Genomic DNA, 25,616 nt, shown 5'->3' on the forward strand with positions numbered 1-25,616 from the left:
ATGCCCGCGCTAAAAGACCACTGTGTCGGCCACCCGGCTCCTAGCCAATGACCCAGCCCAATGTACGGAACAGATGCCATCCCTTCATTGTGTGCCCCCTTCCCCGCAGACAAACTAATGTTAGCTAGAAAAAAAGGAGACATCACATGATTGGCAAGCGCCATTTCCTGGCCGCATGCGCCGTCGCGGCATGCGGCATCCAGCCCGCCCTGGCGGACACCTATCCCAGCCGCCCCATCCGCATCATCGTCCACTCGTCCGCCGGAGCGTTGCTGGACGTGACCACACGTGTCGTTGCCCAGGAAATGTCCAAGGATCTGGGGCAGCCCATCATCATCGAGAACCGCCCTGGCGGAGACGGAATGCTGGGTATCCGGGCCGTCAAGGGAGCGCCCGCCGACGGGTATACGCTGCTGGCTGCGGCCAACACGGTGGCGCAACTGCCCGCCTTCAAGAAAGCGCCAGGTTACGACCTTGACAGGGACTTCACCGGCATCGGCATGATGAACCGCGCCCCCTTCCTGTTCGTGGGCGCACCCGGCCAGGAGAGCAAAACTCTGGCCGAACTCATCGCCAATGCCAAGGCTCATCCCGGCAACCTGATCATGGCCCATGCGGGCAAGGGCACGAGCGTACACATGGCCGCTGCGCTGTTCTTCCAGCAAAGCGGCACCAAGTTCCTGGACGTGCCCTACAAGGGTGCCGCGGCAGCGCTGCCCGACGTGGTGGGCGGGCGCGCCAACGTCATGTTCGATGGCGCCAACTCCTCCGGCCCGCTGATCAAGGACGGCAAGCTGCGCGCCTTCGGCATCACCTCGGCCACACGCTCGCCGGTCTTTCCTGACATCCCTACCCTGGCGGAACAGGGGCTGCCCCAATACAGCTTCTATGCCTATCTGGGCTTGCTGGCCCCCTCTGGCGTACCCAAGGATGTGGTCACCCGCCTGGCCAAGGCCCTGCGCACCGCTCTGAACAGCGAAACCGTGAAGGAACGCTTTCGCGCCGACGCAGCCGAGCCCGGCCGCATGAGCCCGGAGGAATTCACGCAGTTCCTCAAGGAAGATGCCGCGCGCACCCAGAAGGTGGCGACCGCCCTGGGCTACAGCAAGGAATGAGCCGTCCCGCCCGAAACGGGCTGGCCCCCCGCCCCGGCAGCCATGCCGTGGACCGGAGGGCGTCGCGGCCGCGCGCAATCAGCAAACACCTAGAGGCACCGGCATGAGCACCACCAACATTCTCAAGCGCTACGAGCACCTGTACATCGGCGGCGAATGGGTCTCTCCCCTCGACGGCGAACTCATCGAGAGCATCGACCCGGCCACCGGCCAGCCTTGGGCCATTGCGCCCATGGGCGGCGTGCAGGACATTGACCGCGCCGTCGCCGCCGCGCGCGCGGCCTTCCCGGCCTGGAGCCGCAAGCCCGGCCATGAGCGCGCCGCCCTGCTGCGCCGCTTCGCCGACCTGTTTGCCGCCGCCATCCCCCAGCTCGCGGTGATCGAGTCCCACGACAACGGCAACCTCGTGCGCGAGCACCGCGCGAGCCTGGCGGCCCAGGTGCAGTGGTACCAGTGGTTCGCCTCGCTGGCCGACAAGGCCCAGGGCGCCACCATCCCCATCGACGACAGCGTGCATGCCTTCACCACGCGCGTGCCCGTGGGCGTGGTCGGCGCCATCATTCCGTGGAATGCGCCGCTGCTGGCCACCTGCCTGAAGGTGGGCGCCGCGTTGGCCGCCGGCTGCACGCTGGTGGTCAAGCCCGCCGAATCCACACCGGTTTCCGCGCTGGAGCTGGCGCGCCTGTTCCACGAGGCGGGACTGCCACCCGGCGTGTTCAACGTGGTGCCCGGCCATGGCCGCACGGCGGGCCAGCGGCTGGTGGAGCACCCGGATGTCAACAAGATTTCCTTCACCGGATCGACGGCCACCGCCAAGCGCATGGTGCAAAGCGGCTCGGACAACCTGAAGCGCTTCACCTTCGAGCTGGGCGGCAAGGCGCCGCACATCCTCTTCGCCGATGCCGACATCGACAATGCCATCAATGCGGCCACGGCCTCCGCCTGGCGCCTGACGGGGCAAAGCTGCGCGCTGGGCTCGCGCGTGCTGGTCGAGCGCAGCATCTACGACCGCGTGGTCGAAGCCTTCCGCGAGCGCGCCAAGGCAGTGCGTGTGGGCCTGCCCACCATCGACACCAACCACATGGGACCGCAGGCGCACCAACAGCAACTGGACAAGACGCTGTCGTACATCCAGTACGGCAAGGACGAGGGCGCCGAACTGATCGCGGGCGGGCGCCGCATCGACACGCCCGAGTTGGCGCCCGGCTACTTCGTCGAGCCCACGGTGTTCGCGGGCGTGAACAACCAGATGCGCATCGCGCGTGATGAGATCTTTGGCCCCGTGGCCTCGCTGATCCCGTTCGACGGCGAGGACGAAGCCATCACCATCGCCAACGACACGCCCTACGGTCTCACCGCCGGCCTGTGGACGCGCGACGTGGGCCGCGCGCACCGGGTATCGAGCCGCATCGAGGCGGGCATGGTCTGGGTCAACACCTACTCGTTCCTGCGCTGGTCCACGCCCTACGGCGGCTTCAAGGCCAGCGGCTGGGGGCGCGAGAACGGCATCGACGCGCTCGACCCCTACCTCGAAACCCGTACCACCGTCATCAGCACCACCGGGCAGTTCCCCAACCTGTACGCCTGACCAGGAGCCACCATGACAAACGCAACACAAGCCGCCCGCGCCAAGGCGCTCGCCTGGATCACCCAAGGACCGAAGCGCCTGCTAATCGGCGGGCAATGGGTCAATGCCGCGTCGGGCAAGACCTTCGAGGTCATCAACCCCGCCACCGAGCAACTGCTGTGCCACGTGGCCGAGGCCGACAGCGCCGACATCGATGCCGCGGTGCTCGCGGCGCGCAAGGCCTTCGAGGCGCCCTCGTGGGCCACCCTGTCGCCCCATGCCCGCACACGCGCGCTGCTGAAGATCGCCGACAAGATCGAGCAGCACATTGACGAGCTGGCCGCCATCGAGTCGCTGGACAACGGCATGCCGCTGTGGTTCGCCCAGGGCGCCGCGACGGCCACCGTGGACATCTTCCGCTATTACGCGGGCTGGTGCTCCAAGGTGCTGGGCACCACCATTCCGTCGGACGGCAGCACGCTCATCTACACGCTGCGCGAACCGCTGGGCGTGTGCGGCCAGATCATCCCGTGGAACGTGCCTGTACTTATGGCCGCCATCAAGTTCGCCAATGCGCTGTGCTGCGGCAACACCGTGATCCTCAAGCCTGCCGAGCTCGCCTGCCTCACGTCGCTGCGCCTGGCCGAGCTGATTCAGGAGACCGACCTGCCCCCGGGCGTCATCAACGTGCTGTCCGGCTTCGGTCCCACGGCGGGCGCCGCGCTGGCGCAGCACCTGGGCGTGGACAAGATCGCCTTCACCGGCTCCACGGCCGTGGGCAAGCAGATCGTGCGCGACGCCACCTCCAACCTCAAGAAGGTGACGCTGGAGCTCGGCGGCAAGGCGCCCAACGTGGTGTTCGCCGATGCCGACATCGAGAAGGCCGTGCAGGCCGCCGTCAAGACCTTCTGCGGCAATTCGGGCCAGGTGTGCTCGGCCGGCACGCGATTGTTCGCGCAGGAGAGCATCCACGACCAGGTGTCCGAGCGCGTGGCGCAGCTGGCCGCCACCTGGAAGGTGGGCGACCCCTTTGCCGCCGACACCAGGCTGGGGCCGCTGATTTCCGCGAAGCAGCGCGACCGCGTGTGGTCGTACATCGGCCTGGGCCAGGAAGGCGGCGCCACGCTGCGCCTGGGCGGCCAGGCCTGGAACGGCCCCGGCTACTTCGTCGAGCCCACGGTGTTCGACGGCGTGAAGAACGGCATGCGCATCGCGCAGGAAGAAATCTTCGGCCCCGTGCTGTCCATCATCCCCTTCAAGGACGAGGACGACGCCGTGCTGCAGGGCAACGACACCACCTACGGCCTCTCGGCCGCCGTGTGGACAAAGGACGTGTCGCGCGCGCACAAGGTGGTCAAGGCGCTCAAGGCCGGGCGGCTGTGGATCAACACCTTCGGCGAATCCGATCCGGCCATGGCCTTCGGCGGCTACAAGCAGTCGGGCTGGGGACGCGAATTCGGCGCCGAGTCCATCGAGGCGTACACGCAGACCAAGTCGGTCATGGTGCGCTTCTAGGCACACCCGCTACTCATTCGATAGCTTTCAGCGCTTGACCAACAAGCACTGGAGGCCAAAAAGACAAAAAAACCAAGGAGATAAGCATGAACCAGCCGGCAACGCCCGCCTTCATCCAGGGCACCAAGCAACTGCTGATCGGCGGCCAATGGGTGGATTCCGCCTCGGGCCAGACCATGGCCGCGATCAACCCCGCCACGGGCGAGCTGCTGTGCCGCTTCGCCCAGGGCAACGCGCAGGACGTGGACCGCGCGGTGGCCGCGGCGCGCAAGGCGTTCAACGGGCCGTGGAGCCGCTTCACCGCGCACGAGCGGCGCAAGCTGCTGCTCAAGGTGCACGACGTGATCCTCGACAACTTCGAGGAACTGGCGCTCATCGAGACCATGGACATGGGCGCGCCGCTGGCGCGTACGCGCGGCTACAAGGAATGGCTGTCGCAGCTGCTGCAGTTCTATGCCTCGCAGACCGGGCTGTCGGGCTCGGCCACCGGCTCGCCCATGTCCATCGCGCCGAATTTCATGGCGCTCAAGCACCTGGTGCCGCAGGGCGTGGTGGGCGGCATCATCCCGTGGAACGGGCCGCTGATGGGCCTGTGGTGGATCTACGGCCCGGCGCTGGCCACCGGCTGCACGGCGGTGCTCAAACCCGCCGAGGATGCCTCGCTGTCGTCGCTGCGCGTGTCCGAGCTGCTAATGGAGGCAGGCGTGCCCGACGGCGTGATCAACGTGGTCACGGGCTACGGCAAGGACGTGGGCCAGGCCATGTCCGAGCACATGGACATCGACCGCATCGCCTTCACCGGCTCGGTGGCCACGGCCCAGGCCATCACGCGCGCCTCGGCCAGCAACGTCAAGCGCCTACAGATGGAGCTCGGCGGCAAGTCGCCCGACATCGTGCTGGCCGACGCTGACCTGGACAAGGCCGTGCCCGGCGCGGCCATGGGCGTGTTCACCAACACCGGCCAGGTCTGCGTGGCAGGCACGCGCATCCTGGTGCAGCGCGAGGTGCATGACGAGTTCGTGGAGCGCCTGGCCGCCTTCGCCAAGACCATCAAGATCGGCGACGGCCGCGCCGAGGGCACGCAGATCGGTCCGCTGATCTCCGAGCGGCAGTTGCAGCGCGTGATGCACTACATGGACATCGGCAGCAGCGAAGCGAAGCTGGCCGCCGGCGGCGGCCGCCTGGGCGGCGAGCTGGCGGGCGGCTTCTTCGTCGAGCCCACGGTGTTCGCCAACGTGCGCAACGACATGACCATCGCGCGCGAGGAAATCTTCGGCCCCGTGGCCTCGGTGATCCAGTTCGACACGGTGGAAGAAGCGCTCGCCATCGCCAACGACACGCCCTACGGCCTGGCCGGCGGCGTGTGGACGCAAAACCTCGCCAGCGCGCACCAGGTGTCGCAGGGCATACGCGCGGGCACCGTCTGGGTCAACTGCTACGGCGTGATCGACCCCGCCGTCGGCTTTGGCGGCACCAAGATGAGCGGCTACGGATGGAAGGGCGGCAAGGAGCATGTGGAGAGCTTTCTGTACCCCAAGGCCACCTACTTCAACCTGGGATGAACCATATGCTGACCCTACTTCCCCAGCGCGACCGACTCGGCGTACGCCCCGGCCGCCTGTTCATCAACGGCCGGTGGCTCGATGGCACCGGCGAACGCTTCGACCAGCTCCATCCCTCCACCAACGAGGTAATGACGAGCTTTGCCGAGGCCGGCGCGCACGGCGTCGACCTGGCCGTGGCTGCGGCGCGCCAGGCCTTCGACGCAGGCCCGTGGCCCCGCATGCGCGCGCAGGACCGCAAGCGCCTGCTGCAGCCCATCGTCGAGCGCCTGTATGCGGCCGAGGAGGAAATCGCCGGGCTGCAGACGCTGGACAACGGCATCCCCTTCACCTTCAGCCGCAACTCGCGCGTGTCGGCCAAGGCGGCGGCGGACATATTCGACCATTTCCTCGGCTGGATCGACAAGATCAACGGCGAGACGATGCCGCTGTTCTCCAGCGCATCGAACCTGCAATACATGAGCTTCCGCGACCCGGTGGGCGTGGTGGCAGCCATCCTGCCCTACAACGGGCCAGTGATGACCTTTGCCATGAAGGTGGCCCCGGCGCTGGCCTGCGGCTGCACTGTGGTGGTCAAGCCGTCGGAGCTGACCAACCTGGCGGTGACTCGCATGGCGCAGATCGTGGCCGAAAGCGACCTGCCACCCGGCGTTTTCAACCTCGTCACCGGCGGCGCGGACACGGGCACGGCCCTCACCAGCCACCCCGGCGTGGACAAGGTGACGTTTACTGGCAGCCCCGTGGTGGGCGAGAAGATCATGGTGGCCGCCGCACCGACGATGAAGCGCCTGTCTCTGGAGCTGGGCGGCAAGAGCGCGGCCCTGGTGTTCCCCGACACGCGCAGCGTGGAGACCGCGGCCCACACGCTGATGGGCCTGTGCTCCACGTTCCTCTCGGGCCAGGTCTGCACCACGCCGTCGCGGGCGGTGGTGCATGTCTCAGTGATGGACGAGTTCCTGCACCATGCTCAGCAGCAGCTTCAGAAAGTGCGCTTCGGCGATCCGTTCGACCCGGCCACCACCTCCGCGCCCCTGATCTCTCGGCGCCAGCAGGCGCGCGTGCTGGACTTCGTGCAAAGCGGCCAGGATGAAGGCGCCACGCTGCTGGCGGGCGGCACGGCGGCAGGCGGCGAATTCGCAGGCGGCAACTGGGTCCACCCCACGCTGTTCGCCAACGTGCGCAACGACATGCGCATCGCACAGGAGGAAGTCTTCGGCCCGCTCCTCTCGGTGATCCCGTTCGAGACGGAGGAAGAAGCCATCCGCATCGCCAACGACAGCGCCTACGGCCTGGCCGGCTGCGTGTTCACCACCGACGTGAGCCGGGCTTTTCGCGTGGCGCGCACCGTCAGGAGCGGCGCCATCGGCGTCAACGGCTTCGCCAGCACGCCCAACGCGCCCTTCGGCGGCATCAAGCGCTCGGGCGTGGGCCGCGAAGGCGGCTGGTCGACGATCGAGGCCTTCACCGAGCTGAAGACCATCAACTTCAATCTGGATGCCTGAAATCATGAGCGAAACCTTTGACTACGTGGTCGTGGGTGCCGGCAGCGGCGGCAGCGTGCTGGCCGGACGGCTGGCCGAGGCAGGCCACACCGTGTGCGTGCTGGAAGCCGGCCCCGCCGACACCAGTCCCTACATCCACATCCCGGCGGGCTACATCAAGAACCTGTTCAACCCCCGACTGATCTGGGACTTCAAGAGCGAACCCAATCCCGCCACCGCCAACCGGCAGCTCAGCCTCACGCAAGGGCGCGTGCTGGGCGGATCGGGCTCGATCAACGGCATGGTGTTCAGCCGTGGCCAGCACGCCGACTTCGATGGCTGGGCCGAGCGCGGCAATCCCGGCTGGAGCTACGACGAGGTGCTGCCCTTCTTCAAGAAGGCCGAAACGCGCATCGGCCCCGGCGACGACGGCTACCGGGGCCGCAGCGGTCCCATGCCGGTAAGCGATCCGGTACGCTCCAGCCCGCTGTGCGACCTGTTTGTGCAGGCCGTGCAAAGCCTGGGCTACCCCAGCGTACCCGACCACAACGGCGCTGTTCAAGATGGCGTGGGCCCCTGGCAGTTCATCATTGACCCGCGCGGCCACCTGATGCGGCGCAAGAGCGCGGCGCAGGCCTACCTGCACCCGGCCCGCCGCAGCGGCCGCCTGGACGTTCGCACCGACAGCCCCGCCACGCGCGTGCTGCTGGAGGGCCGCCGCGCCGTGGGCGTGCGCTACCGCGCCGGCGGTACCGGCGCGCCCGAGCGGGAAGTGCGCGCGCAGCGCGAGGTCATCGTTTCGGCCGGCGCGCTCAACACGCCGCGGCTGCTGCAGATCTCGGGCATCGGTCCGGCGGATCTTCTGCGCTCCATTGGCGTCAAGCCGCTGGCCGACCTGCCCGGCGTGGGTGCCAATCTCGTGGATCACTACAACCTGCGCGTCGCCGTCAAGGTCAAGGGCATTTCCACCATCAACGAGCGCGGCCGCGGCCTGCCGCTCGCGTGGGAAATCGCCAAGTACTTCATGGGCCGGCCCAGCATCCTCGCCATGGGGCCGGTGCCCATGCGCTTTTTCTTCCGCTCCGAAGCCTCGCTGCCCCGGCCCGACCTGCAGGTCTCGTTCACGCCCGGCAGCTACCAGGAAGGGCTGCCGGGCCTGCTCGACCACTATCCCGGCATGACGCTGGGCGGCCACAAGCAGCGGCCCGACGCCCGGGGGTACGTGCGCGCACGCTCCACGAACATCGACGACGCGCCGCTCATCAACCCCAACCACCTGGGCGTGGAGTCGGATCAGAAGGCCATGATCGCCGTGGTCAAGATGGCACGCGCCGTGCTGCAGGCCAAGCCCTTCGCGCCCTACTACGTGGACGAGGTCTTTCCCGGCAACGACGTGCGCACCGACGACGAGATCCTGGACTTCGCGCGCCAGCGTGGCGGCACCGTCTACCACCACAACGGCACGGCCCGCATGGGGCCCCAGGACGATCCCATGGCGGTGGTCGATGCCCGACTGCGCGTGCACGGCATCGAGGGCCTGCGCGTGGCCGACGCCTCCATCATGCCCGCGCCCATCTCGGGCCCCACCAACGCGGCCACCATCATGATCGGCGAGAAGGCCGCCGACATGGTGCTTGCGGACGCGAAACACTGAACCGCATCCCTTCCACAACGAGCCATCAGGAGACAACCATGCCCACCCTTCGCTCCAAAAAATCGGCAGGTGCACTACTGCTCGCCTGCGCAGCCTTCGCTGCCCACGCGGCGGACGACATCACCGTGGTGTCCATCCAGGCCATGACCGGCCCGGCCTCGTTCGCCGGCGCCGTGTTCCAGCAGGCCATCCAGTTGGCCGTGGACGAGGCCAACGCCAAAGGCGGCATCCACGGCAGCAAGGTCAACGTGATCGAACGCGACAACGCAGGCGACAAAGGACAGGCCATCAACCTGGCCAACCAGGCCATCGGCCGTGACCGCGCCCTGCTCGTGCTTGGCCCCACCACCACGGCAGACACCTTGGCGGCTGCGCCGGTCTTCAACGAGAAGCGCACACCCTTCATCGGCTTCGCCGGCTCGGACGCCATCCTCAAGGCGGGTCCCTGGACTCTGAAATTCCGCCAAGGCACCGATGTGGACGGCCCCCTGCTCGCCAAGCATGTGCTGGAAAAAACACCTGCACGCAAGGTGGCGCTGGTGTTCGACCGCACCAACGAGGCGTTGATCGAGTTCAAGAACGTTTTCCGCGACGCCTTCAAGGCTGGCGGCGGCACCGTGGTGGCCGAGGAGGCCGTGGTCAGCAGCGACTCCAACTTCCTGCCCCTAGCCACCAAGCTCAAGGCCATGGACGTAGACGCGGTCTACCTGACCAGCTACGCCGAGCAGTCCGCCAACATCGTGCGCCAGCTGCGCCAGGCCGGCCTGCCCGAGAAGGTGCGCATCCTGGGCTCGCTGGCCGTCGTCTCGCCCAAGTTCCTCAGCGTCGCGGGCAAGGCGGCCGAAGGAGTGATCGCCATCTCGGACTACGTGCCCGGCATGGAGCGCCCACTCAACAAGTCCTTCGACGCCGCCTGGCGCGCCCGCTACAAGAGCGAGCCCGACAGCTACGCCGCCACCGGCTATTCGCAGGCCCAAGTGGTGCTGGCCACGCTGAAAGAAGCCGGCCCCAACCCCACCCGCGAGAAGGTGCGCGATGCCTACATGCGCCTGCGCGACGTTCCCGTAGTGGTGGGCAGCGGCAGCTGGACGCACACGGACCGCCATCCGCGCTACGGCGCGCTGGTGCTGGTGGTCAAGGACGGCAAGTTCACCCTCGCCCCCTGAACGCCCCTTCCATCCACCTGAACCGAAACCAGGAGACCACCATGCAAGGCGTAGTTTTCAGAGGCAACCGAAAGCTCGAAATCCTCGACTTCCCCGACCCCACCCCCGGCCCGGGCGATGCCATCATCGAGATGAAGGCTTCCGGCATGTGCGGCAGCGACCTGCACTTCTACCGCAACAAGCCCGCCGACGTGCTCAAGTCGCTGGGCTTCAAGGACCTGGCCTCGCGCGGCATGGCCGAGGACACGCCCATCATCGGCGGCCACGAGCCCTGCGGCCAGATCGTCGCGCTGGGCAGTGCCGTCGATCCGCGCTCGTACAAGGTGGGCGACCGCGTGACGGTGTTCCACTACGAGGGCTGCATGCACTGCGACCACTGCCGCGGCGGCTGGACGCAGATGTGCAGCCACGGCGCGGACATCCACGGCGTCATCAAGAACGGCGGCCATGCGCACTACATGAAGGTGCCCGTCACGTCGCTGGTGCACCTGCCCGACGAAGTCTCCTACGCCACCGGCGCGGCCGTGTCGTGCGGCACGGGCACGGCCTGGGGTGCGCTGCTGCGCCTTTCCATCAGCGCGCGCGACACGCTGGCCGTGTTCGGCCTGGGGCCCGTGGGCCTGTCGGCGGTGCAGCTGGCCGCCGCCATGGGCGTGGAAGTGATCGGCGTGGACATCGCCCCCGAGCGCGTGGCCAACGCCCGCAACTTCGGCGCGGCCCACGCCCTCAACGGCAGCCAGTGCGACCCCGTCGAGGAAATCCTCAAGCTCACCGGCGGCAAGGGCGTGACCTGCGCCATGGATTGCGCGGGCGGGGACGTGCCCAAGCAGCAGGCCGTGCGCTGCACCGCGCCGTGGGGCCGCATCGCCCTGGTGGCCGTGGGCGGCAACCTCAACGTGGACGGCATGAAGGACGTGATCGGCAAGCAGCGCACCATCGTCGGCTCCTACACCTTCTCGGAGCCCAGCATGAAGGAATGCGTGACCTTCATCGCCAACCACGGCGTGGAGGTGGACCGGATCTTCACCGACCGCTGGAAGCTGGAACAGGCCGAGGAAGCCTACCGCCTGTTCGACGGCCAGTCCGGCGGCAAGGGCGTTTTCGTGTTTTAAGCCATATCAGCCTCCAGCGCTTTCCATACAAGCGATGGCAGCTCTATTTTCAATAGCAATCAAGGAGACAGACATGCACCGCATTCCCTTCACCGCCCGCACCGCCCTGGCCGGCGCCGCGCTGGCCGCGCACTGCGCCACGGGCGCCCTGGCCCAGGACATTCCCGTGGTGTCCATCCAGGCCGTGACTGGCGCCGCCGCCTTCGCAGGCAACAACTACCAGCGCGCGATCCGCCTGGCGGTGGAGCAGGCCAACAGCCAGGGCGGCATCAATGGCAGGAAGATCAACCTGATCGAGCGCGACAACGCCAGCGACAAGGGCCAGGCCATCAACCTGGCCAACCAGGCCGTTGACCGCGACCACGCGGTGCTGGTGCTGGGTCCCTCCTCCACGGCCGACGCCATGGCCGTGGCGCCCATCTTCAACGACAGGAAGACGCCCAATCTGAGCTTCGCCACGTCGGACGCTATCCTCAAGGCCGGTACCTGGAGCATGAAGTTCCAGCAGTCGCCCGCCGTCATCACGCCGCTGGTGGCCAAGTACGTGCTGGAAAAGACACCCGTGCGCAAGGTGGCCCTGGTCTACGACCGCACCAACGAGGCGCTGATCGACTCAAAGAACATCTTCCGCGATGCCTTCAAGGCCGGCGGTGGCACCGTCGTGGCCGAGGAGGCCATCGTCGCCACCGACGCCAACTTCCAGCCGCTGGGCACCAAACTCAAGTCCATGGACGTGGATGCGGTCTATGTGTCCGCCCTCACCGAGCAGTCGGCCAACGTCGTGGTGCAGCTGCGCCAGGCGGGCCTGGGAGAGAAGGTGCGCTTCATCGGCTCGCTGGCCCTGGCCTCGCCCAAGTTCATCGCCATGGCGGGCAAGGTGGCCGAGGGCACCATCGCCGTGACCGACCACATCATCGGCGTGGACCGCCCCGTGAACAAGGCTTTCGAGGCCGCCTGGAAGGCGCGCTGGGGCGCCGAACCCGACAGTTGGGCGGCCATCGGCTATTCGCTGGCCCAGGTGGGCCTGGCCGCGCTCAAGGAAGCCGGCCCCGCGCCGACGCGCGAAAAGGTGCACGAAGCCTTCTACCGCCTGCGCGACGTGCCCATCGTCGGTGGCTCCGGTGCCTGGAACCAGACCGACCGCAAGCCCCATTTCGGCGCCATGGTGCTGGTGCTGAAAGACGGCCAGTTCGTCGTCGCCCCCTGACACGCCTTCGCGCGGCAAGAAACTCCTAAAAAGATAGCCTCTAGCGCTTGCCTAGCGTGCGCTACAGCCTCTTTTGACCACAAGGACATCTCTTATGCTGATCCAACAGATCCTCAACGGCCTGGTCGTGGGCGGCACCTTCGCCGTCTTCGCGCTGGGCTTCACCCTGCTGTTCGGCGTCAACCACATCCTGAACATGGCCTACGGCTCGGTGTTCATGTGGGGCGCCTTCGCGGGCCTGTACGCGGCCACGGCGTTCCAGGCGCCGTTCATCGTCGCGCTGCTGGCCGGCATGCTCGCCGGCGGCGTGCTGTCGGTGCTGCTCGACTTCGTGGCATTTCGTCCGCTGCGGCGGCGCAACGCACCCGAGTTCTCGTACATCCTGACCTCCATCGGCGCCAGCATCGCGCTGGTGGCGCTGGCGCAAAAAGCCTCGAACACGGCAGTGTGGCAGTTCCCGGCGGACACCTTCCCGGTAGTGATCTACGAATTCGCTGGCCTGCAGTTGCAATTGCTGCAGCTCATCATAGTGGCCTCGGCGCTGGTACTGGTGGGTGCGCTGATTTACGCGCTGTACTACACGGGTATGGGCCGGCGCATCCGCTGCGTGGCGCATTCCGAGGGCACGGCGCAGCTGTTGGGCATCAACGCCGAGTGGGTCAACATCCAGGTGTTCTTCATCTCCGGCGCGCTGGCGGGCTTCGCGGGCGTGCTGATCGGGCTGGCCTTCAACTCCGTGCACTTCCTGATGGGAGAGCCCTTCCTGATGCGCGCCTTCGTCATCATCATCCTGGGCGGCCTGGGCTCCATCGCGGGCTCGCTGGTGGGCGGCGTGATCATCGGCGTGGTGCAAACGCTGGCCTATGCCTACATCTCCTCGGCAGCGGCGGACGCCATCGCCTTCGTCATCCTCTTCGTCATCATCCTGATCCGCCCGACCGGCCTGTTCGGCAAGCCGGGCGCGGTCATGCGCGTGCAAAGGCAGTAAACCCATGATCGACTACCTGCTTTCCTACAGCTCGGTCCTCGACCACGTGCTGATCTACACCCTGCTGGCAATGAGCCAGGCCGTAGTGCTGCGCGCGGGCACCTTCTCCATTGGCTCGGCGGCCTATGCCGCCGTCGGCGCCTATACCGCCGCCATCCTCACGGTGAACTACGCCTGGCCTGCGCCGCTGGCCATTGCCAGCGGCATGTTGCTGGCGGGCGTGCTGAGCCTGCTGATGGCGTTTCCGCTGTCACGCCTGCGCGGCGTGTTCCAGGCACTGGCCACGCTGGCCCTTGTACAGGTGATGGTGACCGTGGCCCAGAACTGGGACAGCGTGACCAACGGCGTGCTGGGCATCTCGGGCATTCCCAAGGTGGCGACCACCGGCTGGCTGCTCCTGATCGTGGCCGTGTGCATAGTGCTGACCTGGCGCATGGGCAAGTTCGGCCTCGGCCGCGCCATGGACGTGATCCGCGCCGACGAAACCGTGGCCGTGTCGCTGGGCATCCGCGTGGCTTGGCACCAGCGGCTGGCGATGACGCTATCGGGCCTGCTGGCCGGGCTGGCGGGCGCGCTGCATGCGTGCAACTCCTACGCCATCAACCCCGATGAATTCGGCTTCCATATGCTGGTGACGGCGCTGGCCTCGGCCGTGCTGGGCGGCGCCACCTCGATCTGGGGACCGCTGGTGGGCGCGGGCGTGCTGACCACGCTGCCCGAGTTCGTGCGCTTCTTCGCCGACTACCGCGGTGTGGTGCAAGGCGCGCTGCTGATGCTGATCATCATCTACCTGCCCCACGGCATCGCCGACACGCTGCGCGCGTGGCGGCACGACCGCCGCATCCAGCGCGAAATCGCGGCGTGTGAAGGAGCAAAGGCATGAACCAAAAAATCCCCACCCTACAGCTCGACAACGTGGGCAAGCGCTTCGGTGGCCTGCCCGCCGTAGACGGCCTGAGCCTGTCGGCGCCTGCCGGTGCCATCACCGGCCTGATCGGCCCCAATGGCGCGGGCAAGACGACGGCGATCAACCTCATCATGGGCATCCTGAAGCTTACGTCGGGCCGCATCCTGTTCAACGGCAAGGATGTCTCCACGCTGGAGGCCGCCGACCTGGCGCGCCTGGGCATGGCGCGCACCTTCCAGAACATCCGCCTGGTGGCCGATGGCACGGTGCTGGACAACGTGCTCTCGGGCTTCCACATCCACCAGCGGACGGGCTTCTGGGCCAACCTGCTGGGCCTGCCTTATGCGCATACCGAGCAGGCCCAGCACCGCGCCCAGGCGCAGGCCCTGCTGGAGCAGTTCGGCATGGCGCACCTGGCCGGGCACCGCGCAGGCACGCTGTCCTACGGCCACCAGCGGCGCATCGAGATGATGCGCGCGCTGGCGATGAAGCCGCAGCTTCTGCTGCTCGACGAGCCCGTGGCCGGCATGAACGACACCGAGGCGGCCGAGCTGGGCCATATCTTCAGCCAGGTGGCCGCCAGCGGCGTGGCGATCTTGCTGGTGGAGCACAACATGCGCTTCGTCACGCAGATCTGCTCACGCCTGTATGTCTCGGCCTCAGGCCGTCTGATCGCCCAGGGCACGCCCGAGACGGTGCTGGCCAACCCGGTGGTGATCGAAGCCTACCTGGGGAGCTAATCCACATGAACCATCCCATCAACCTGTCTGGCGCCCATGCCCTGTCCATCGACAAGCTGGAGGTGCACTACCAGGGCATCACAGCGCTGCGCGGCGTATCACTGCAAATCAAGCAGGGCGAGATCTTCACGCTGATCGGCCCCAATGGCGCAGGCAAATCGAGCCTAGTCAATGCCGTGACGGGCATCGTGCCCTCCACTGGCACCATCGAGTTCGGGGAGCGCGAGTTCAACGCCCTGCCCTCGTACCAGCGCGCACGCCTGGGCGTGATCCAGGTGCCCGAGGGCCGCCGCGTGATCGCACCGCTGTCGGTGCTGGAAAACCTGATGCTCGGCCGCGAGGCCCTGGGCGCGCGCAAGGGCGACGTGCAGGCCGACCTGGACCGCGTGTTCGCGCTGTTCCCCATCCTGGCCGAGCGGCGCTCGCAGCTCTCGGGCACGCTGTCCGGCGGCCAGCAGCAGATGCTGGCAATCGGCCGCGCACTCATGGCCCATCCGCGCGTGCTGCTGCTCGACGAGCCCAGCCTGGGGCTGGCGCCCGTGATCATCGCCGACGTGTTCCGTGCCATCCGCCAGCTCAACCAGGAAGGGATGACCATCTTCCTGGTGGAGCAGAACGCACGCCTGGCGCTGGAGACGGCGCATCGTGCAGCCGTGCTGGAGCAGGGCTGCATCGTCAAGCATGGCGACGCCGACGCGCTGGCCAGCGACCCCGAGGTCGAGGAGCACTACTTCGGCCAGGCCTCGCATTGAGTTGGTGGCCATGCAGACCTATGACTACATCGTCGTCGGCGCGGGCTCCTCGGGCTGCGTGGTAGCCAGCCGGCTGTCGGAAGACCCCGCCGTGCGGGTGCTGCTGATCGAGGCCGGCGGCGGCATGGACGACCTCTGGGTCCATACCCCCGCCGGCATGGCCAAGCTGTTCGCCAGCGAAAAGCTCAACTGGCGCTTCAGGACCGAGGCCGTGCCCACACTGGGCGGGCGCCAGGTGCAGTGGGACCGCGGCAAGGGTCTGGGCGGCAGCAGTTCCATCAACGGCATGATCTACATGCGCGGCCAGCCCGAAGACTACGACCAGTGGGCGCGCCAGGGCAACACCGGCTGGGGGTGGAACGATGTGCTGCCCTATTTCAAGCGCTCGGAGTACAACGCGCGCGGCGCCGATGCCTTCCACGGCAGCGAGGGGCCGCTCAGCGTGACGGATCCTGCGGAAGTCCACCCCGCGGTCGAGGATTTCATCGCCGCCTGCGCCAACGCGGGCATCCCGCGATCCAGCGACCTGAACGCCCCGCCCCACCCCGCCGTGGGGCTGCGCCAGTACACCATCCGCCACGGGCGGCGCCACTCCGCCTACAACGCCTTCATCGAACCTGTGCGCCGGCGCGCCAACCTCTCCATCCTGACCGGCGCCCACGCCACGCGCGTGCTGTTCGAGGGCGGGGACGCCATGGAGGCCACCGGCGTGGAGGTGCAGCAGGGCTGCCAGCGGCGCAGCATCGCGGCCGCGCGCGAGGTGATCCTGAGCGCGGGCGCGCTGGTCTCGCCGCAATTGCTGATGCTCTCGGGCATCGGCGACGCGGCGCAGCTGCAGCGCCACGGCATCGCCGTGCGGCATGTCCTGCCGGGCGTGGGGCGCAACCTGCAGGACCACTGGTACGCCCCGTTCGCGTGGCGCGCCACGCCGGGCAGCTCGGTCAACCACCGGCTCAGCGGCCTGCGCAAATACCTCGAAGGCGCGCGCTACGTGTTCACCCACACCGGCTACCTCGCGCTGGGCGCGGCGCCGGTCACGGCCTACGTGAACAGCGAGCCCGGCGGCCGGGCCGACATCCAGCTCTCGTTCAACCCCATGAGCTTTTCGGCCACCGCCTCGGGCGAGGTGGCGGCCGACGGCTACCCGGGCATGTCGGCCTCGGTGGTGCTGCTCACGCCCGAATCGCGCGGCCATGTCGAGCTGGCCAGCGCCGACCCTTTGCGGCCGCCGCTGTTCCACCCCAACTACCTGAGCAGCGAGAGCGACATCCGCCGCCACGTCGCGGGCATGCGCCGGCTGCGCCAGATCATGCATACGCCGCCGCTGGGCGCGCGCGTGGTCGAGGAGGTCAAGCCCGGCGCCGGCGCCGAGAGCGACGCGCAGCTGCTGGACTACCTCCGGCGCTGCGGCGGCACCGGCTGGCACCAGGTCGGCACCTGCAAGATGGGCAGCGACGGCAAGGCCGTGGTCGATGCGCGGCTGCGCGTGCACGGCGTGCGCCGCCTGCGCGTGATCGACGCCTCGGTCATGCCCCTGATTCCCACCGGCAACACCAGCGCGCCCTGCATCATGATCGGCGAAAAGGGCGCCGACATGGTCCGCGAGGACGCCTGGCCCGTGCGCACCGCACAGGCCACCACTGTCTGATTCCTACTGGAGAACCCCCATGAGCACACCCACCCTCGTCGAACAGCTGGCCCGCTTCGCGGCCAACGTGGACATGGCCCGACTGCCCGAGAACGTCGTGCAGGAATGCAAGCGCGAGGTGCTCGACTCCCTCGGCGTCGCGCTGGCGGGCATCGACCACCCGCGCAGCCGCATCGCCATCGAGATGGCCCGCCGCATCGGCGGCGGCAGCGGCCCCGCGACCGTCATCGGCACCGGCGAGCGCACCACCCCCTACGGCGCGGCCTTCGCCAACGCCGAAATGCTCAACGCGCTGGATGCAGACTCGGTGCTGCTGCCCGGCCATGTAAGCCCCTACGTGCTGCCCGGCGCCTTCGCCACGGCCGAGGCGCTGCGGCGCTCCGGCAAGGACGTGATCGCCGCCATCGCCGTGTCGCACGAGATCAGCTACCGCTTCGGCGCCGCCATGCCCGGCTACCGGGACACCAAGGACGGCAAGCTCGCCAACCCGGCGTCGGTCGTCGGCTACAGCAACACCGTGTTCGGCGCCACCGCGTCGGCGGGCAAGCTCAAGCGCCTGTCGGCCGGGCAGCTGGCCAACGCGCTGGGCCTGGCCGCGGCCTCGGCACCCGTCAATGCGCAGCGCGCCTGGTTCACGCATGCGCCCACGGCCACCATCAAGTACCAGCTGGCCGGCGGGCTGACCAACATCGCGCTCGCCGCCGCCGACATGGGTGAGCTGGGCCACCGGGGCGACCTGCGCATCCTGGACGACGAGGTCAACGGCTGGGCCAGCTTCATCGGCACCGACCGCTGGCTGCCGGACGCCATCACCGACGGCCTGGGCCAGGACTGGCGCTTCCCCGCCTTCCAAATGTTCAAGCCCTACCCGCACTGCCGCGTCATGCACGCGCCGCTGGACCTGCTGATCGACATCGTGACCGCCAACGACCTGAAGCCCGACGAGATCGAGGGCATCACCTCGTATGGCGAAGGCTGGGCCTACGTGCTGCCCTGCTTCACCAGCCGGGAGATCCTGCAGGTGCACGATGCGCAGTTCTGCTTCGCGCACGGCCTGGCCGTGGCGGCGCACCGCATCCCGCCCGGCCCCAGGTGGCAGGACCCGGCGGTGGTGTTCGACCCCTCCGTCATGGCGCTGATGAACCGCGTGTCGCTGGAAACCCACCCGAGCTATTTCCAGTCCGTGTCGGCCGACATCTCCAGCCGCCCCTCGCGCGTGGAAGTGCGCGCGCGCGGCCAGGTCTTCGCAGGAGAAAAGATGTTCCCCAAGGGCACGCCGACCTCGGACCCCTCCACCTACATGACCACCGACGAGCTGGTCGGCAAGTTCCGCGGCTTCGTAGACGGCCTGCTGCCCGCCACCGCCATCGACCGCGCGGTGGACACGGTGCTGAACCTCGAAAAGGTCGAGGACTTCGGCACCGTCATCCGCCAGTTCGTGCGCCCGCAGCAGCCATGAACACCCGCCAGGCCCCCAGGAGACCATGATGAGCACCCCAGTCCTGAACGTACCCCATGCCGATCGCCTCTTCATCGGGGGCCAGTGGGCCGCCCCTTCCACCAGCGAGACTTTCCCGGTGCTGAACTGCGCCACCGAGGAAGTCGTGGCCCGCGTGGCCCAGGCCACCGAAGCCGACGTGGCCGCCGCCGTGCAGGCAGCGCGCCGGGCCTTCGACACGGGCCCCTGGCCACGCATGACACCGCAGGAACGCGCCGTCTACCTCGAAAAAATCGCCCAGCGCGTCGAGGCGCTCAACGACGAGTTCGCGCGCGGCTGGACCGTGGAATCCGGCGTGCTCTACAAGATCTCCCAGCCGCGCGTCGGCCAGTACCTGAGCGGGGCCTTCCGCGCCTACACCGCGATGGCGGACACCTACCCGTTCGTCAGACCCGCGCGGTCCACCAGCGGCCACCAGGGCTACGTGGTGCAGGAGTCCGTGGGCGTGGTCGCGGCCATCGTGCCCTGGAACGGCCCGGCCGGGCTCATCGCCTACAAGGTCGCGCCCGCGCTGCTGGCCGGCTGCACCGTCATCATCAAATGCTCGCCCGAGGCGCCCATCGCCGGCCACTTGTTCGCGCGCATCTGTGAGGAGGTGGGCCTGCCGCCCGGCGTGGTCAACATGTTCACGGCCGACCGCGACGTGTCCGCCACGCTGGTGGCCAACCCCGGCGTGGACAAGATCACCTTCACCGGCTCCACCGCCGCGGGCCGCGCCATCGGCGCCGTGGCCGCGCAGCGCATGGCGCGCTGCACCTTCGAGCTGGGCGGCAAATCGCCCGCCGTCGTCCTGGACGACTACGACATCGAGGCCGCCGCCCAGGTCTTGGGCCCGCCGTACTTCAGCTACCTGACGGGCCAGGTCTGCGCCAGCCTCACCCGCATCATCGTGCCGCGCGCCAAGCATGACGCCATGGTCGAGGCGCTGGCCGCCGCCGCGCGCGGCATGGTGCTGGGCGATCCCATGGATGCCGCAACCACCATGGGCCCGCTGGCCTCGGCGCGCCAGCGGGCCGCAGTCGAGCAAAAAATGGCGCAAAGCATCGCCGAGGGCGCCCGGGTGGCGGTCGGCGGCGGGCGGCCCCGGCAGATGGAGCGCGGCTTCTTCTTCGAGCCCACGGTGCTGGCCCATGTGGACAACCGCTCCTTCGCGGCCCAGAACGAATTCTTCGGGCCGGTGCTGTCTGTGATCCCGGCCGACAGCGAGGAGCACGCCATTGCCATGGCCAACGACACCATCTATGGCCTGAACGCCGCGGTGTTCACCCACGATGCCGAACGTGCCATGCAGGTGGCGCGCCAGCTGCGCTCCGGCACGGTGGGGCACAACGCCTCGCGCTACGACTTCGCGATCGGCTTCGGCGGCTTCAAGCAATCGGGCATCGGCCGCGAGGGCAGCGTGGGCGGGCTCGAAGCCTTCCTCGAATCCAAGACCGTGGTGCTCGACCAGGCCGCTGCCTGAACGCACCAGCGGCCGCAGGAATGCAAATTACCAATGAAATTCGGCTTTAGCTCTTATCCATCAAGCGCTAGCAGCTATTTTTTACACAGCAATAAAGCATGACCACATCCACCATCCCCGCCCACTGCCCACCCCTGGAACAAGCGCTGGTGCGCTTCGTGCAGGAACTGAAATACGAAGATATCACTCCCGAGGCCCACGCGGGCGTGAACCGCCTGATGCGCGATCAGCTCGCGCTGCAGGTCGGCATCTCGCAAATGCCGTGGTCGCAGCAGTTGCTGAACTACGCCACCGCCCAGCAGCGCCCCGGCAAGAGCCGCGTGAGCGCCTCGCCACTGACCATGAGCGCGCTGGACGCGGCCTTCGTCAACGGCTCCTACGGCCATGGCTTCGAGTACGACGACGCCCACGGCCCCAGCTACAGCCATCCGGGCAGTTGCGTGATCCCGGCCGCGCTGGCGATTGGCGAAGAACTGGGCTCCACGCTCGAAGAAGTCGTCACCGCCATGGTGGCGGGCTACGAGGTCTACACGCGCATCGGCCTGCTGGCCTCGCCCGAGCTGCTGCAGCGCGGCTACCACCCGCACGGCACGCTGTCCAACTTCGGCGCCGCCGCCGTGGCGGCCAAGCTGCGCGGCTTCGACGCCGAGACCACGCTGCATGCGCTGGCGATTGCGCTGAGCCATGTCTCGGGCACCACCGAATACTCGTCCACCGGCGGCTCCATCAAGCGCATCCACGCCGGCATCGGCACCCGCAACGGCATGGCGGCGGTCGACATGGCGCGCGCCGGCATCACCGGGCCGCGCGCCTTCCTGAGCGGCAACAAGGGCTTCTTCAAGACCTTCCTGCAGCGCGGCGCGGGAGACGGCGCGGAGCAGCGCTTCGCCCCCGGTCGGCCCTTCCAGATGGCGACAGTATGGCTCAAGGCCTACTGCGCTTGCTACTGCACGCATGCCTACATCGACGCACTGCGCCCCTTCGCCGCGCGCCGTGCCCAGATCGCCGACGTGCACCTGAAGATCACGCCGCATTTCAACGTCATCGTGGGCACGGCCAACGCCAATGCCTATACGCCGCAGAACATCGAGCACGTGCAGTTCAGCCTGCCCATCCAGGCGGCCTTCACGCTGCTGGGCCTGGGCAACGGCTATGCCATCCACCGCGACTACCTGGCGGGCAAGGTGGACATGGCACCCGTCATCGCCATGGCGCGCGGCATCCGCATCACCGAGGAGCCGCAGCTCGAAAAGCAGTATCCGGGCAAGTTCGTGGCCGACGTCACCGTCACCTTCAAGGACGGCACGAACGAACACGTCTTCGTCGCCGACCCCATCGGCACCGACACCAACCCCATGCCCGAAGCCGAGCAGGACGCCAAGTTCATGGAGCTGACCACCGACGCGCTGGGCGCCGGCCGCGCCCGCACGCTGCTGGCCGCGCTGCGGGCCATGGATCCGAAGATGCGGGCCGCCGACCTCACGGCCCTGTGCGTGCCGCCCAATAACCGATAAGGCACCAGGAGACTCCCATGCGTCCCCTTGCCTCCGCCATCGCCTGCGCCCTGCTGGCCAGCGCCTGCACCACCACGCCCACCCCGCCCGTCACCCTGGCCGAGGTGGGAGAAACGAAGCTCGGCTCCTCCACCTTTGCCAAGGGCTACCTGGCACGCGAGGAACAGCCCGACAGCGCAGCCCTGCTGCCCGCGCCGCCCGCCGCGGGCTCCAGCGCGCAGGCCGACGATGACGAGGCCTTCCGCATCCTGACGCAACTGCGCGACGGGCCGCGCGGCGCGCTGGCGGCCCGGGACGCCGAGCTTCACTTCCCGGCAGCCGCCTCGGCCTTCGCCTGCGCGCTGAACGTGCGCATCTCGGAGCAGGCCACGCCGCACCTGGCCATGCTGCTGCGCCGCACCTTGACGGATGCGGGCGATGCCACCCAGAAGGCAAAGAACCTGTACCAGCGCCCCCGCCCCTTCGTGGCGTTCAACGCGCCCACCTGCACGCCGCAGGATGAGCCCGCCTTGCGCAGGAGCGGCTCCTACCCCTCCGGCCACTCGGCCATCGGCTGGCTCTGGGCCGAGGCGCTGGCAGAGGTCGCCCCCGAGCGCGCAGACACCTTGCTGCAGCGCGGCCGTGCTTTCGGCCAAAGCCGCGGCGTGTGCGGCGTGCACTGGAAGAGCGACATCGAGGCCGGCCGCCTGATCGGCTCCGCCACCGCGGCCCGGCTGCGTGCCAACCCGGTATTCAACGCCCAGGTAGCCGCCGCCAGAGCCGAGGTGGCGCAGGCCCGGGCAGCAGGCCAGTTGCCACCGACTGCCGATTGCGCCGCCGAGGCACAAGCCCTGGCTGCGACCTCGCGCCTCGCCCCCTGACCCATCACCTCCAAGGAGACACCATGATTTCACGCCGCCATCTCCTGCAATCCCTTCCCGCCATTCCCACGGCCCTTGGCTCGTCCCTTGCCATCGCGCAACCCGGCGGCCTGGTCGCAGGCAAGCCCATCACCCTGCTCGTCGCCGCGTCCGCCGGCACGACGGTGGACGCGGCCGCCCGCTTCGTCTCCGAGCCGCTGTCCAAGATGATGGGCGTGCCCGTGGTCGTGGACAACCGCCCCGGCGCGGGCGGCGCCCTGGGCAGCGTGGCCGTTGCCAAGGCCCCGCCTGACGGCCACACGCTACTGATGACCGGCGTGACGCATTTCTCGGCGCGCTATTCGGGCGAGGCCGCGGCCACCTACGACCCGGTCAAGGACTTCAAGGGCGTGGCGCGCGTGTGCAGCGCCGCGCTGGCCGTCGTCGTGCCCACCAATTCGCCCTACAAGACCCTGGCCGATCTGCTCGCCGCCATGAAGGCCAGGCCTGGCGAGATCGACTACGGCTCGGGCGGCGTAGGCAGCACCTCGCACCTGTGCACCGTGATCATGAACGACCTGACCAAGACCTCGGCCAAGCACATCCCCTACAAGGGCAACACGCAGGCCGTGACCGACACGGTGGGCGGCGTGGTGGCCTTCACCTGCCAGGGCTCGGGCGGTGTGATGCCGCTGATCAAGGCCGGCCGCCTGCGCGCGCTGGCCGTGACCAGCAAGGCCCGCTGGGATGCGCTGCCCGACGTACCCACGGGCATCGAGAGCGGCATTCCGGGCTTCGAGGTGGCCTCGTGGATGGCCGTGATGGCGCCCGCCAAGACGCCCGACCCCACGGTCGCCCAGATCTCCGACGGCCTCGCCAGGATCGCGCGCTCGCCCGAGTTCAAGGCTTTTTGCGACAAGCAGTCAATGTACGTGGAGCTGGTGGAGCACCGCGAATTCCAGGCCAGCATGCCCGAGGAAGACAAGCGCTGGCGGCACGTGGCGGAACTGGTCAAGCGCTCCTGAAACAACGCATCAGGTCACCCCGGCCTCCCGCCAGGCCGCCAGGGTTTGCGCATCGGCCCCCAGCCAATCGCCGTAGATGGCCGCGTTGGGCTCCCCCAGGCGTGGAGCCGCGGCGCCGTGGCCGTACTCTGTGCGCAGCAGGCGCACCGGCAGGCCCATGGTCTTCAATCCCTGGACGGAACCCAGGTCCGGGTGCAGCACGTCCAGCACCTCGCGCCGCTGGCCAAGCAGCGGCTCCTGCACCGCCTACGCAGGCCTGCGAACCCGCGCGACCGGCACGCCCGCATCGAGCAGCACGCGCTCAACCTCCTCGGCCCCGCGCGGCGCGCACCAGGCGCTGAACAGGCCGTTGATTTCCTCATGCCGCTTGCAGCGCTCCGGCAGCGTGGCGTAGCGCGGGTCGGCGCACATCTCGGGCTTGCCCATGATGCGAAACAGCGCATGGGCGAACGGATCGCGGGCGCCGGCGCCGATGGCGATATCGCCATCCCGGCAGGAAAACAGCCCGAACGGCGTGGCCCGCCGCAGGTGGTTGCCGGTGCGCGTAGCCGCGCCGAGCTGCTCGGTGGCCTGCCAGTCTTCCGCCGCCAGCATCGCCGTCAGACTGCCCAGCATGGAGATGTCGATGTACTCCCCCTCGCCGCTCGCGTGGCGTCGGTGCAGCGCCGCGCTGATGCCCATCACGGCAAACAGCGGTGCAATCGAATCGGCGATGGGCATGCCCACCCGGAAGGGGGGCTATCGGCCTCGCCGCTGGCCAGGGTGATGCCGCTCATGGCCTGGATGACCACGTCCAGCGCCTTGCGGCTGCCCATGCCCTCGCTGCCGAAGCCGCTGAGCGAGCAATAAATGATGCGCGGGTTGATCGCGCGCGTGGCCTCGTAGCCGATGCCGATGCGGTCGGCCGTGCCGCTGGCGAAGTTCTCCACCACCACATCGGCACGGCGGGCCAGTTCGCGGTAGATGGCGCCGGCCTGAGGCGATTTCAGGTTCAGGGTGATGCTGTGCCTGCCCCGACTGCGGTTGAGGATGGGCAGCGACATGGCATCGGGGTGCTTGCTCGCGCGGGTGCTGCCTGCGCTAGAGGAGATCCGCCTAGGTATCGCGCAGTTGGGGGCCCTGCGCGAGCGGCCTGCGGGCACGATACGCATCTCGGCAGATGAATACGCCTTGCACAGCGTGCTGCAGCCAGCCATTGCCCGCTTCCTGCCCGCCTACCCCGAAATACGCATCGAGGTCACTACCGATTACGGTCTGACGGACATCGTCAGTTGCAGCTTCGACGCTGGTGTTCGCCGCGCCGGGTTGGTAGCCAGGGACATGGTGGCGGTTCCCATCGGCCCAGAGATCCCCCTTGCCGTGGTCGCTACCCCGACCTATTTCGAGCGGCACGGCCAGCCGGCGCGGCCGCCTGACCTCGTCACGCACAACTGCCTGAACCTGCGCCTGCCCAACGGCGAGTTCCTGCCATGGTCCTTCGTGCGGGAGGGCAAGGAGCAGCGTGTCAAGGTCGGCGGCTCGCTGGTGTTCAGCAGTGTCGCTCCGATCCGCGACGCCGCGCTGGCGGGCCTGGGCCTGGCTTACCTGCCTCGGGACTACGTGGGCGATGCCATCGTGTCAGGGCAACTGGTGGAGGTACTGGGCGACTGGCGCAAGGTGTTCGAGGGCTACCACCTGTATTACGCCAACCGCAGCCACGCCTCGGCAGCGTTCACGCTGTTCGCGCAGGCGCTGCGGCTGGGTCACATTCCGGAATAGTTCGGGCCGCCGCCGCCTTCGGGTGTCACCCAGACGATGTTCTGCGTGGGGTCCTTGATGTCGCAGGTCTTGCAGTGCACGCAGTTTTGCGAGTTGATCTGCAGCC

Annotated in this window: 22 protein-coding genes and 1 pseudogene; 20 read left to right on the top strand and 3 right to left on the bottom strand. The window is 68.2% G+C overall.

Features of this window, described 5'->3' with window-relative positions:
* The first annotated feature begins 146 nt into the window (after positions 1 to 146).
* From Cth01_RS22265 to Cth01_RS22355, 19 genes are all read left to right on the top strand, one after another.
* Positions 147 to 1,115, top strand: coding sequence for a Bug family tripartite tricarboxylate transporter substrate binding protein (locus Cth01_RS22265; RefSeq protein WP_045840450.1), 969 nt, complete (start codon positions 147 to 149; stop codon positions 1,113 to 1,115).
* Between the two features lie 103 nt (positions 1,116 to 1,218).
* On the top strand, positions 1,219 to 2,703 hold the full coding sequence (locus tag Cth01_RS22270; protein ID WP_045840451.1) for an aldehyde dehydrogenase: 1,485 nt from the start codon (positions 1,219 to 1,221) through the stop codon (positions 2,701 to 2,703).
* 12 nt (positions 2,704 to 2,715) lie between these two features.
* Positions 2,716 to 4,197, top strand: coding sequence for an aldehyde dehydrogenase family protein (locus Cth01_RS22275; RefSeq protein ID WP_045840452.1), 1,482 nt, complete (start codon positions 2,716 to 2,718; stop codon positions 4,195 to 4,197).
* A gap of 86 nt (positions 4,198 to 4,283) precedes the next feature.
* Positions 4,284 to 5,759 carry an aldehyde dehydrogenase family protein gene (locus Cth01_RS22280; protein WP_045840453.1) on the top strand — a complete coding sequence of 492 codons (1,476 nt, stop codon included), beginning with the start codon at positions 4,284 to 4,286 and terminating at the stop codon, positions 5,757 to 5,759.
* A complete protein-coding gene (locus Cth01_RS22285; RefSeq protein WP_233425260.1) occupies positions 5,690 to 7,261 on the top strand; it encodes an aldehyde dehydrogenase family protein in 1,572 nt (523 codons plus the stop codon). Before Cth01_RS22280 ends, Cth01_RS22285 begins: the two co-directional genes overlap by 70 nt.
* Before the next feature lie 4 nt (positions 7,262 to 7,265).
* Positions 7,266 to 8,894 (top strand): GMC family oxidoreductase, encoded by a 1,629-nt coding sequence (locus tag Cth01_RS22290; RefSeq protein ID WP_045840474.1) that lies wholly within the window; start codon positions 7,266 to 7,268, stop codon positions 8,892 to 8,894.
* A 38-nt stretch (positions 8,895 to 8,932) separates the two neighbouring features.
* Positions 8,933 to 10,060, top strand: a complete 1,128-nt coding sequence (locus tag Cth01_RS22295; protein ID WP_045840454.1) for an ABC transporter substrate-binding protein — start codon at positions 8,933 to 8,935, stop codon at positions 10,058 to 10,060.
* 41 nt (positions 10,061 to 10,101) lie between these two features.
* A complete protein-coding gene (locus Cth01_RS22300; RefSeq protein ID WP_045840455.1) occupies positions 10,102 to 11,172 on the top strand; it encodes a zinc-dependent alcohol dehydrogenase family protein in 1,071 nt (356 codons plus the stop codon).
* 73 nt (positions 11,173 to 11,245) lie between these two features.
* Positions 11,246 to 12,379 (top strand): ABC transporter substrate-binding protein, encoded by a 1,134-nt coding sequence (locus tag Cth01_RS22305; protein ID WP_045840456.1) that lies wholly within the window; start codon positions 11,246 to 11,248, stop codon positions 12,377 to 12,379.
* A 94-nt stretch (positions 12,380 to 12,473) separates the two neighbouring features.
* On the top strand, positions 12,474 to 13,367 hold the full coding sequence (locus Cth01_RS22310) for a branched-chain amino acid ABC transporter permease (RefSeq protein WP_045840457.1): 894 nt from the start codon (positions 12,474 to 12,476) through the stop codon (positions 13,365 to 13,367).
* A gap of 4 nt (positions 13,368 to 13,371) precedes the next feature.
* A complete protein-coding gene (locus tag Cth01_RS22315; protein ID WP_045840458.1) occupies positions 13,372 to 14,250 on the top strand; it encodes a branched-chain amino acid ABC transporter permease in 879 nt (292 codons plus the stop codon).
* Positions 14,247 to 15,014, top strand: coding sequence for an ABC transporter ATP-binding protein (locus Cth01_RS22320; RefSeq protein ID WP_045840459.1), 768 nt, complete (start codon positions 14,247 to 14,249; stop codon positions 15,012 to 15,014). Before Cth01_RS22315 ends, Cth01_RS22320 begins: the two co-directional genes overlap by 4 nt.
* A gap of 5 nt (positions 15,015 to 15,019) precedes the next feature.
* Entirely contained in the window at positions 15,020 to 15,766 is a 747-nt protein-coding gene (locus tag Cth01_RS22325; protein WP_045840460.1) for an ABC transporter ATP-binding protein, read from the top strand.
* A 10-nt stretch (positions 15,767 to 15,776) separates the two neighbouring features.
* On the top strand, positions 15,777 to 17,414 hold the full coding sequence (locus Cth01_RS22330) for a GMC family oxidoreductase (RefSeq protein ID WP_045840475.1): 1,638 nt from the start codon (positions 15,777 to 15,779) through the stop codon (positions 17,412 to 17,414).
* Positions 17,415 to 17,433: 19 nt separating this feature from the next.
* Entirely contained in the window at positions 17,434 to 18,873 is a 1,440-nt protein-coding gene (locus Cth01_RS22335; RefSeq protein ID WP_045840461.1) for an MmgE/PrpD family protein, read from the top strand.
* Positions 18,874 to 18,901: 28 nt separating this feature from the next.
* Positions 18,902 to 20,374, top strand: a complete 1,473-nt coding sequence (locus tag Cth01_RS22340; RefSeq protein ID WP_045840476.1) for an aldehyde dehydrogenase — start codon at positions 18,902 to 18,904, stop codon at positions 20,372 to 20,374.
* Positions 20,375 to 20,472: 98 nt separating this feature from the next.
* Positions 20,473 to 21,888 carry an MmgE/PrpD family protein gene (locus Cth01_RS22345; protein WP_045840462.1) on the top strand — a complete coding sequence of 472 codons (1,416 nt, stop codon included), beginning with the start codon at positions 20,473 to 20,475 and terminating at the stop codon, positions 21,886 to 21,888.
* A gap of 17 nt (positions 21,889 to 21,905) precedes the next feature.
* Positions 21,906 to 22,748: an acid phosphatase gene (locus Cth01_RS22350; protein ID WP_045840463.1), complete on the top strand. Its 843-nt coding sequence runs from the start codon at positions 21,906 to 21,908 to the stop codon at positions 22,746 to 22,748.
* Between the two features lie 23 nt (positions 22,749 to 22,771).
* The gene (locus Cth01_RS22355) at positions 22,772 to 23,752 is read left to right on the top strand and encodes a Bug family tripartite tricarboxylate transporter substrate binding protein (protein WP_045840464.1); all 981 of its coding nucleotides are present in this window, start codon (positions 22,772 to 22,774) and stop codon (positions 23,750 to 23,752) included.
* A gap of 9 nt (positions 23,753 to 23,761) precedes the next feature.
* On the opposite strand, the gene Cth01_RS22360 is transcribed toward Cth01_RS22355, so the two are convergent.
* Positions 23,762 to 23,995, bottom strand: coding sequence for a hypothetical protein (locus tag Cth01_RS22360; protein WP_052703445.1), 234 nt, complete (start codon positions 23,993 to 23,995; stop codon positions 23,762 to 23,764).
* Positions 23,996 to 23,998: 3 nt separating this feature from the next.
* Positions 23,999 to 24,903: pseudogene (locus tag Cth01_RS24530) on the bottom strand (CaiB/BaiF CoA transferase family protein).
* On the opposite strand from Cth01_RS24530, the gene Cth01_RS22375 reads away from it, so the two are divergent.
* On the top strand, positions 24,794 to 25,510 hold the full coding sequence (locus Cth01_RS22375; protein ID WP_211267699.1) for a LysR substrate-binding domain-containing protein: 717 nt from the start codon (positions 24,794 to 24,796) through the stop codon (positions 25,508 to 25,510). The pseudogene Cth01_RS24530 and the gene Cth01_RS22375 sit on opposite strands and share 110 nt — an antisense overlap.
* Here the strand turns inward: Cth01_RS22375 and Cth01_RS22380 are convergent.
* Positions 25,495 to 25,616: 4Fe-4S dicluster domain-containing protein (locus Cth01_RS22380; RefSeq protein WP_156160286.1), on the bottom strand; the 122-nt coding region annotated here is incomplete at its 5' end. The two genes, Cth01_RS22375 and Cth01_RS22380, sit on opposite strands and share 16 nt — an antisense overlap.

Source organism: Comamonas thiooxydans, assembly GCF_000964545.1.
Taxonomy (GTDB): Bacteria; Pseudomonadota; Gammaproteobacteria; order Burkholderiales; family Burkholderiaceae_C; genus Comamonas; species Comamonas thiooxydans.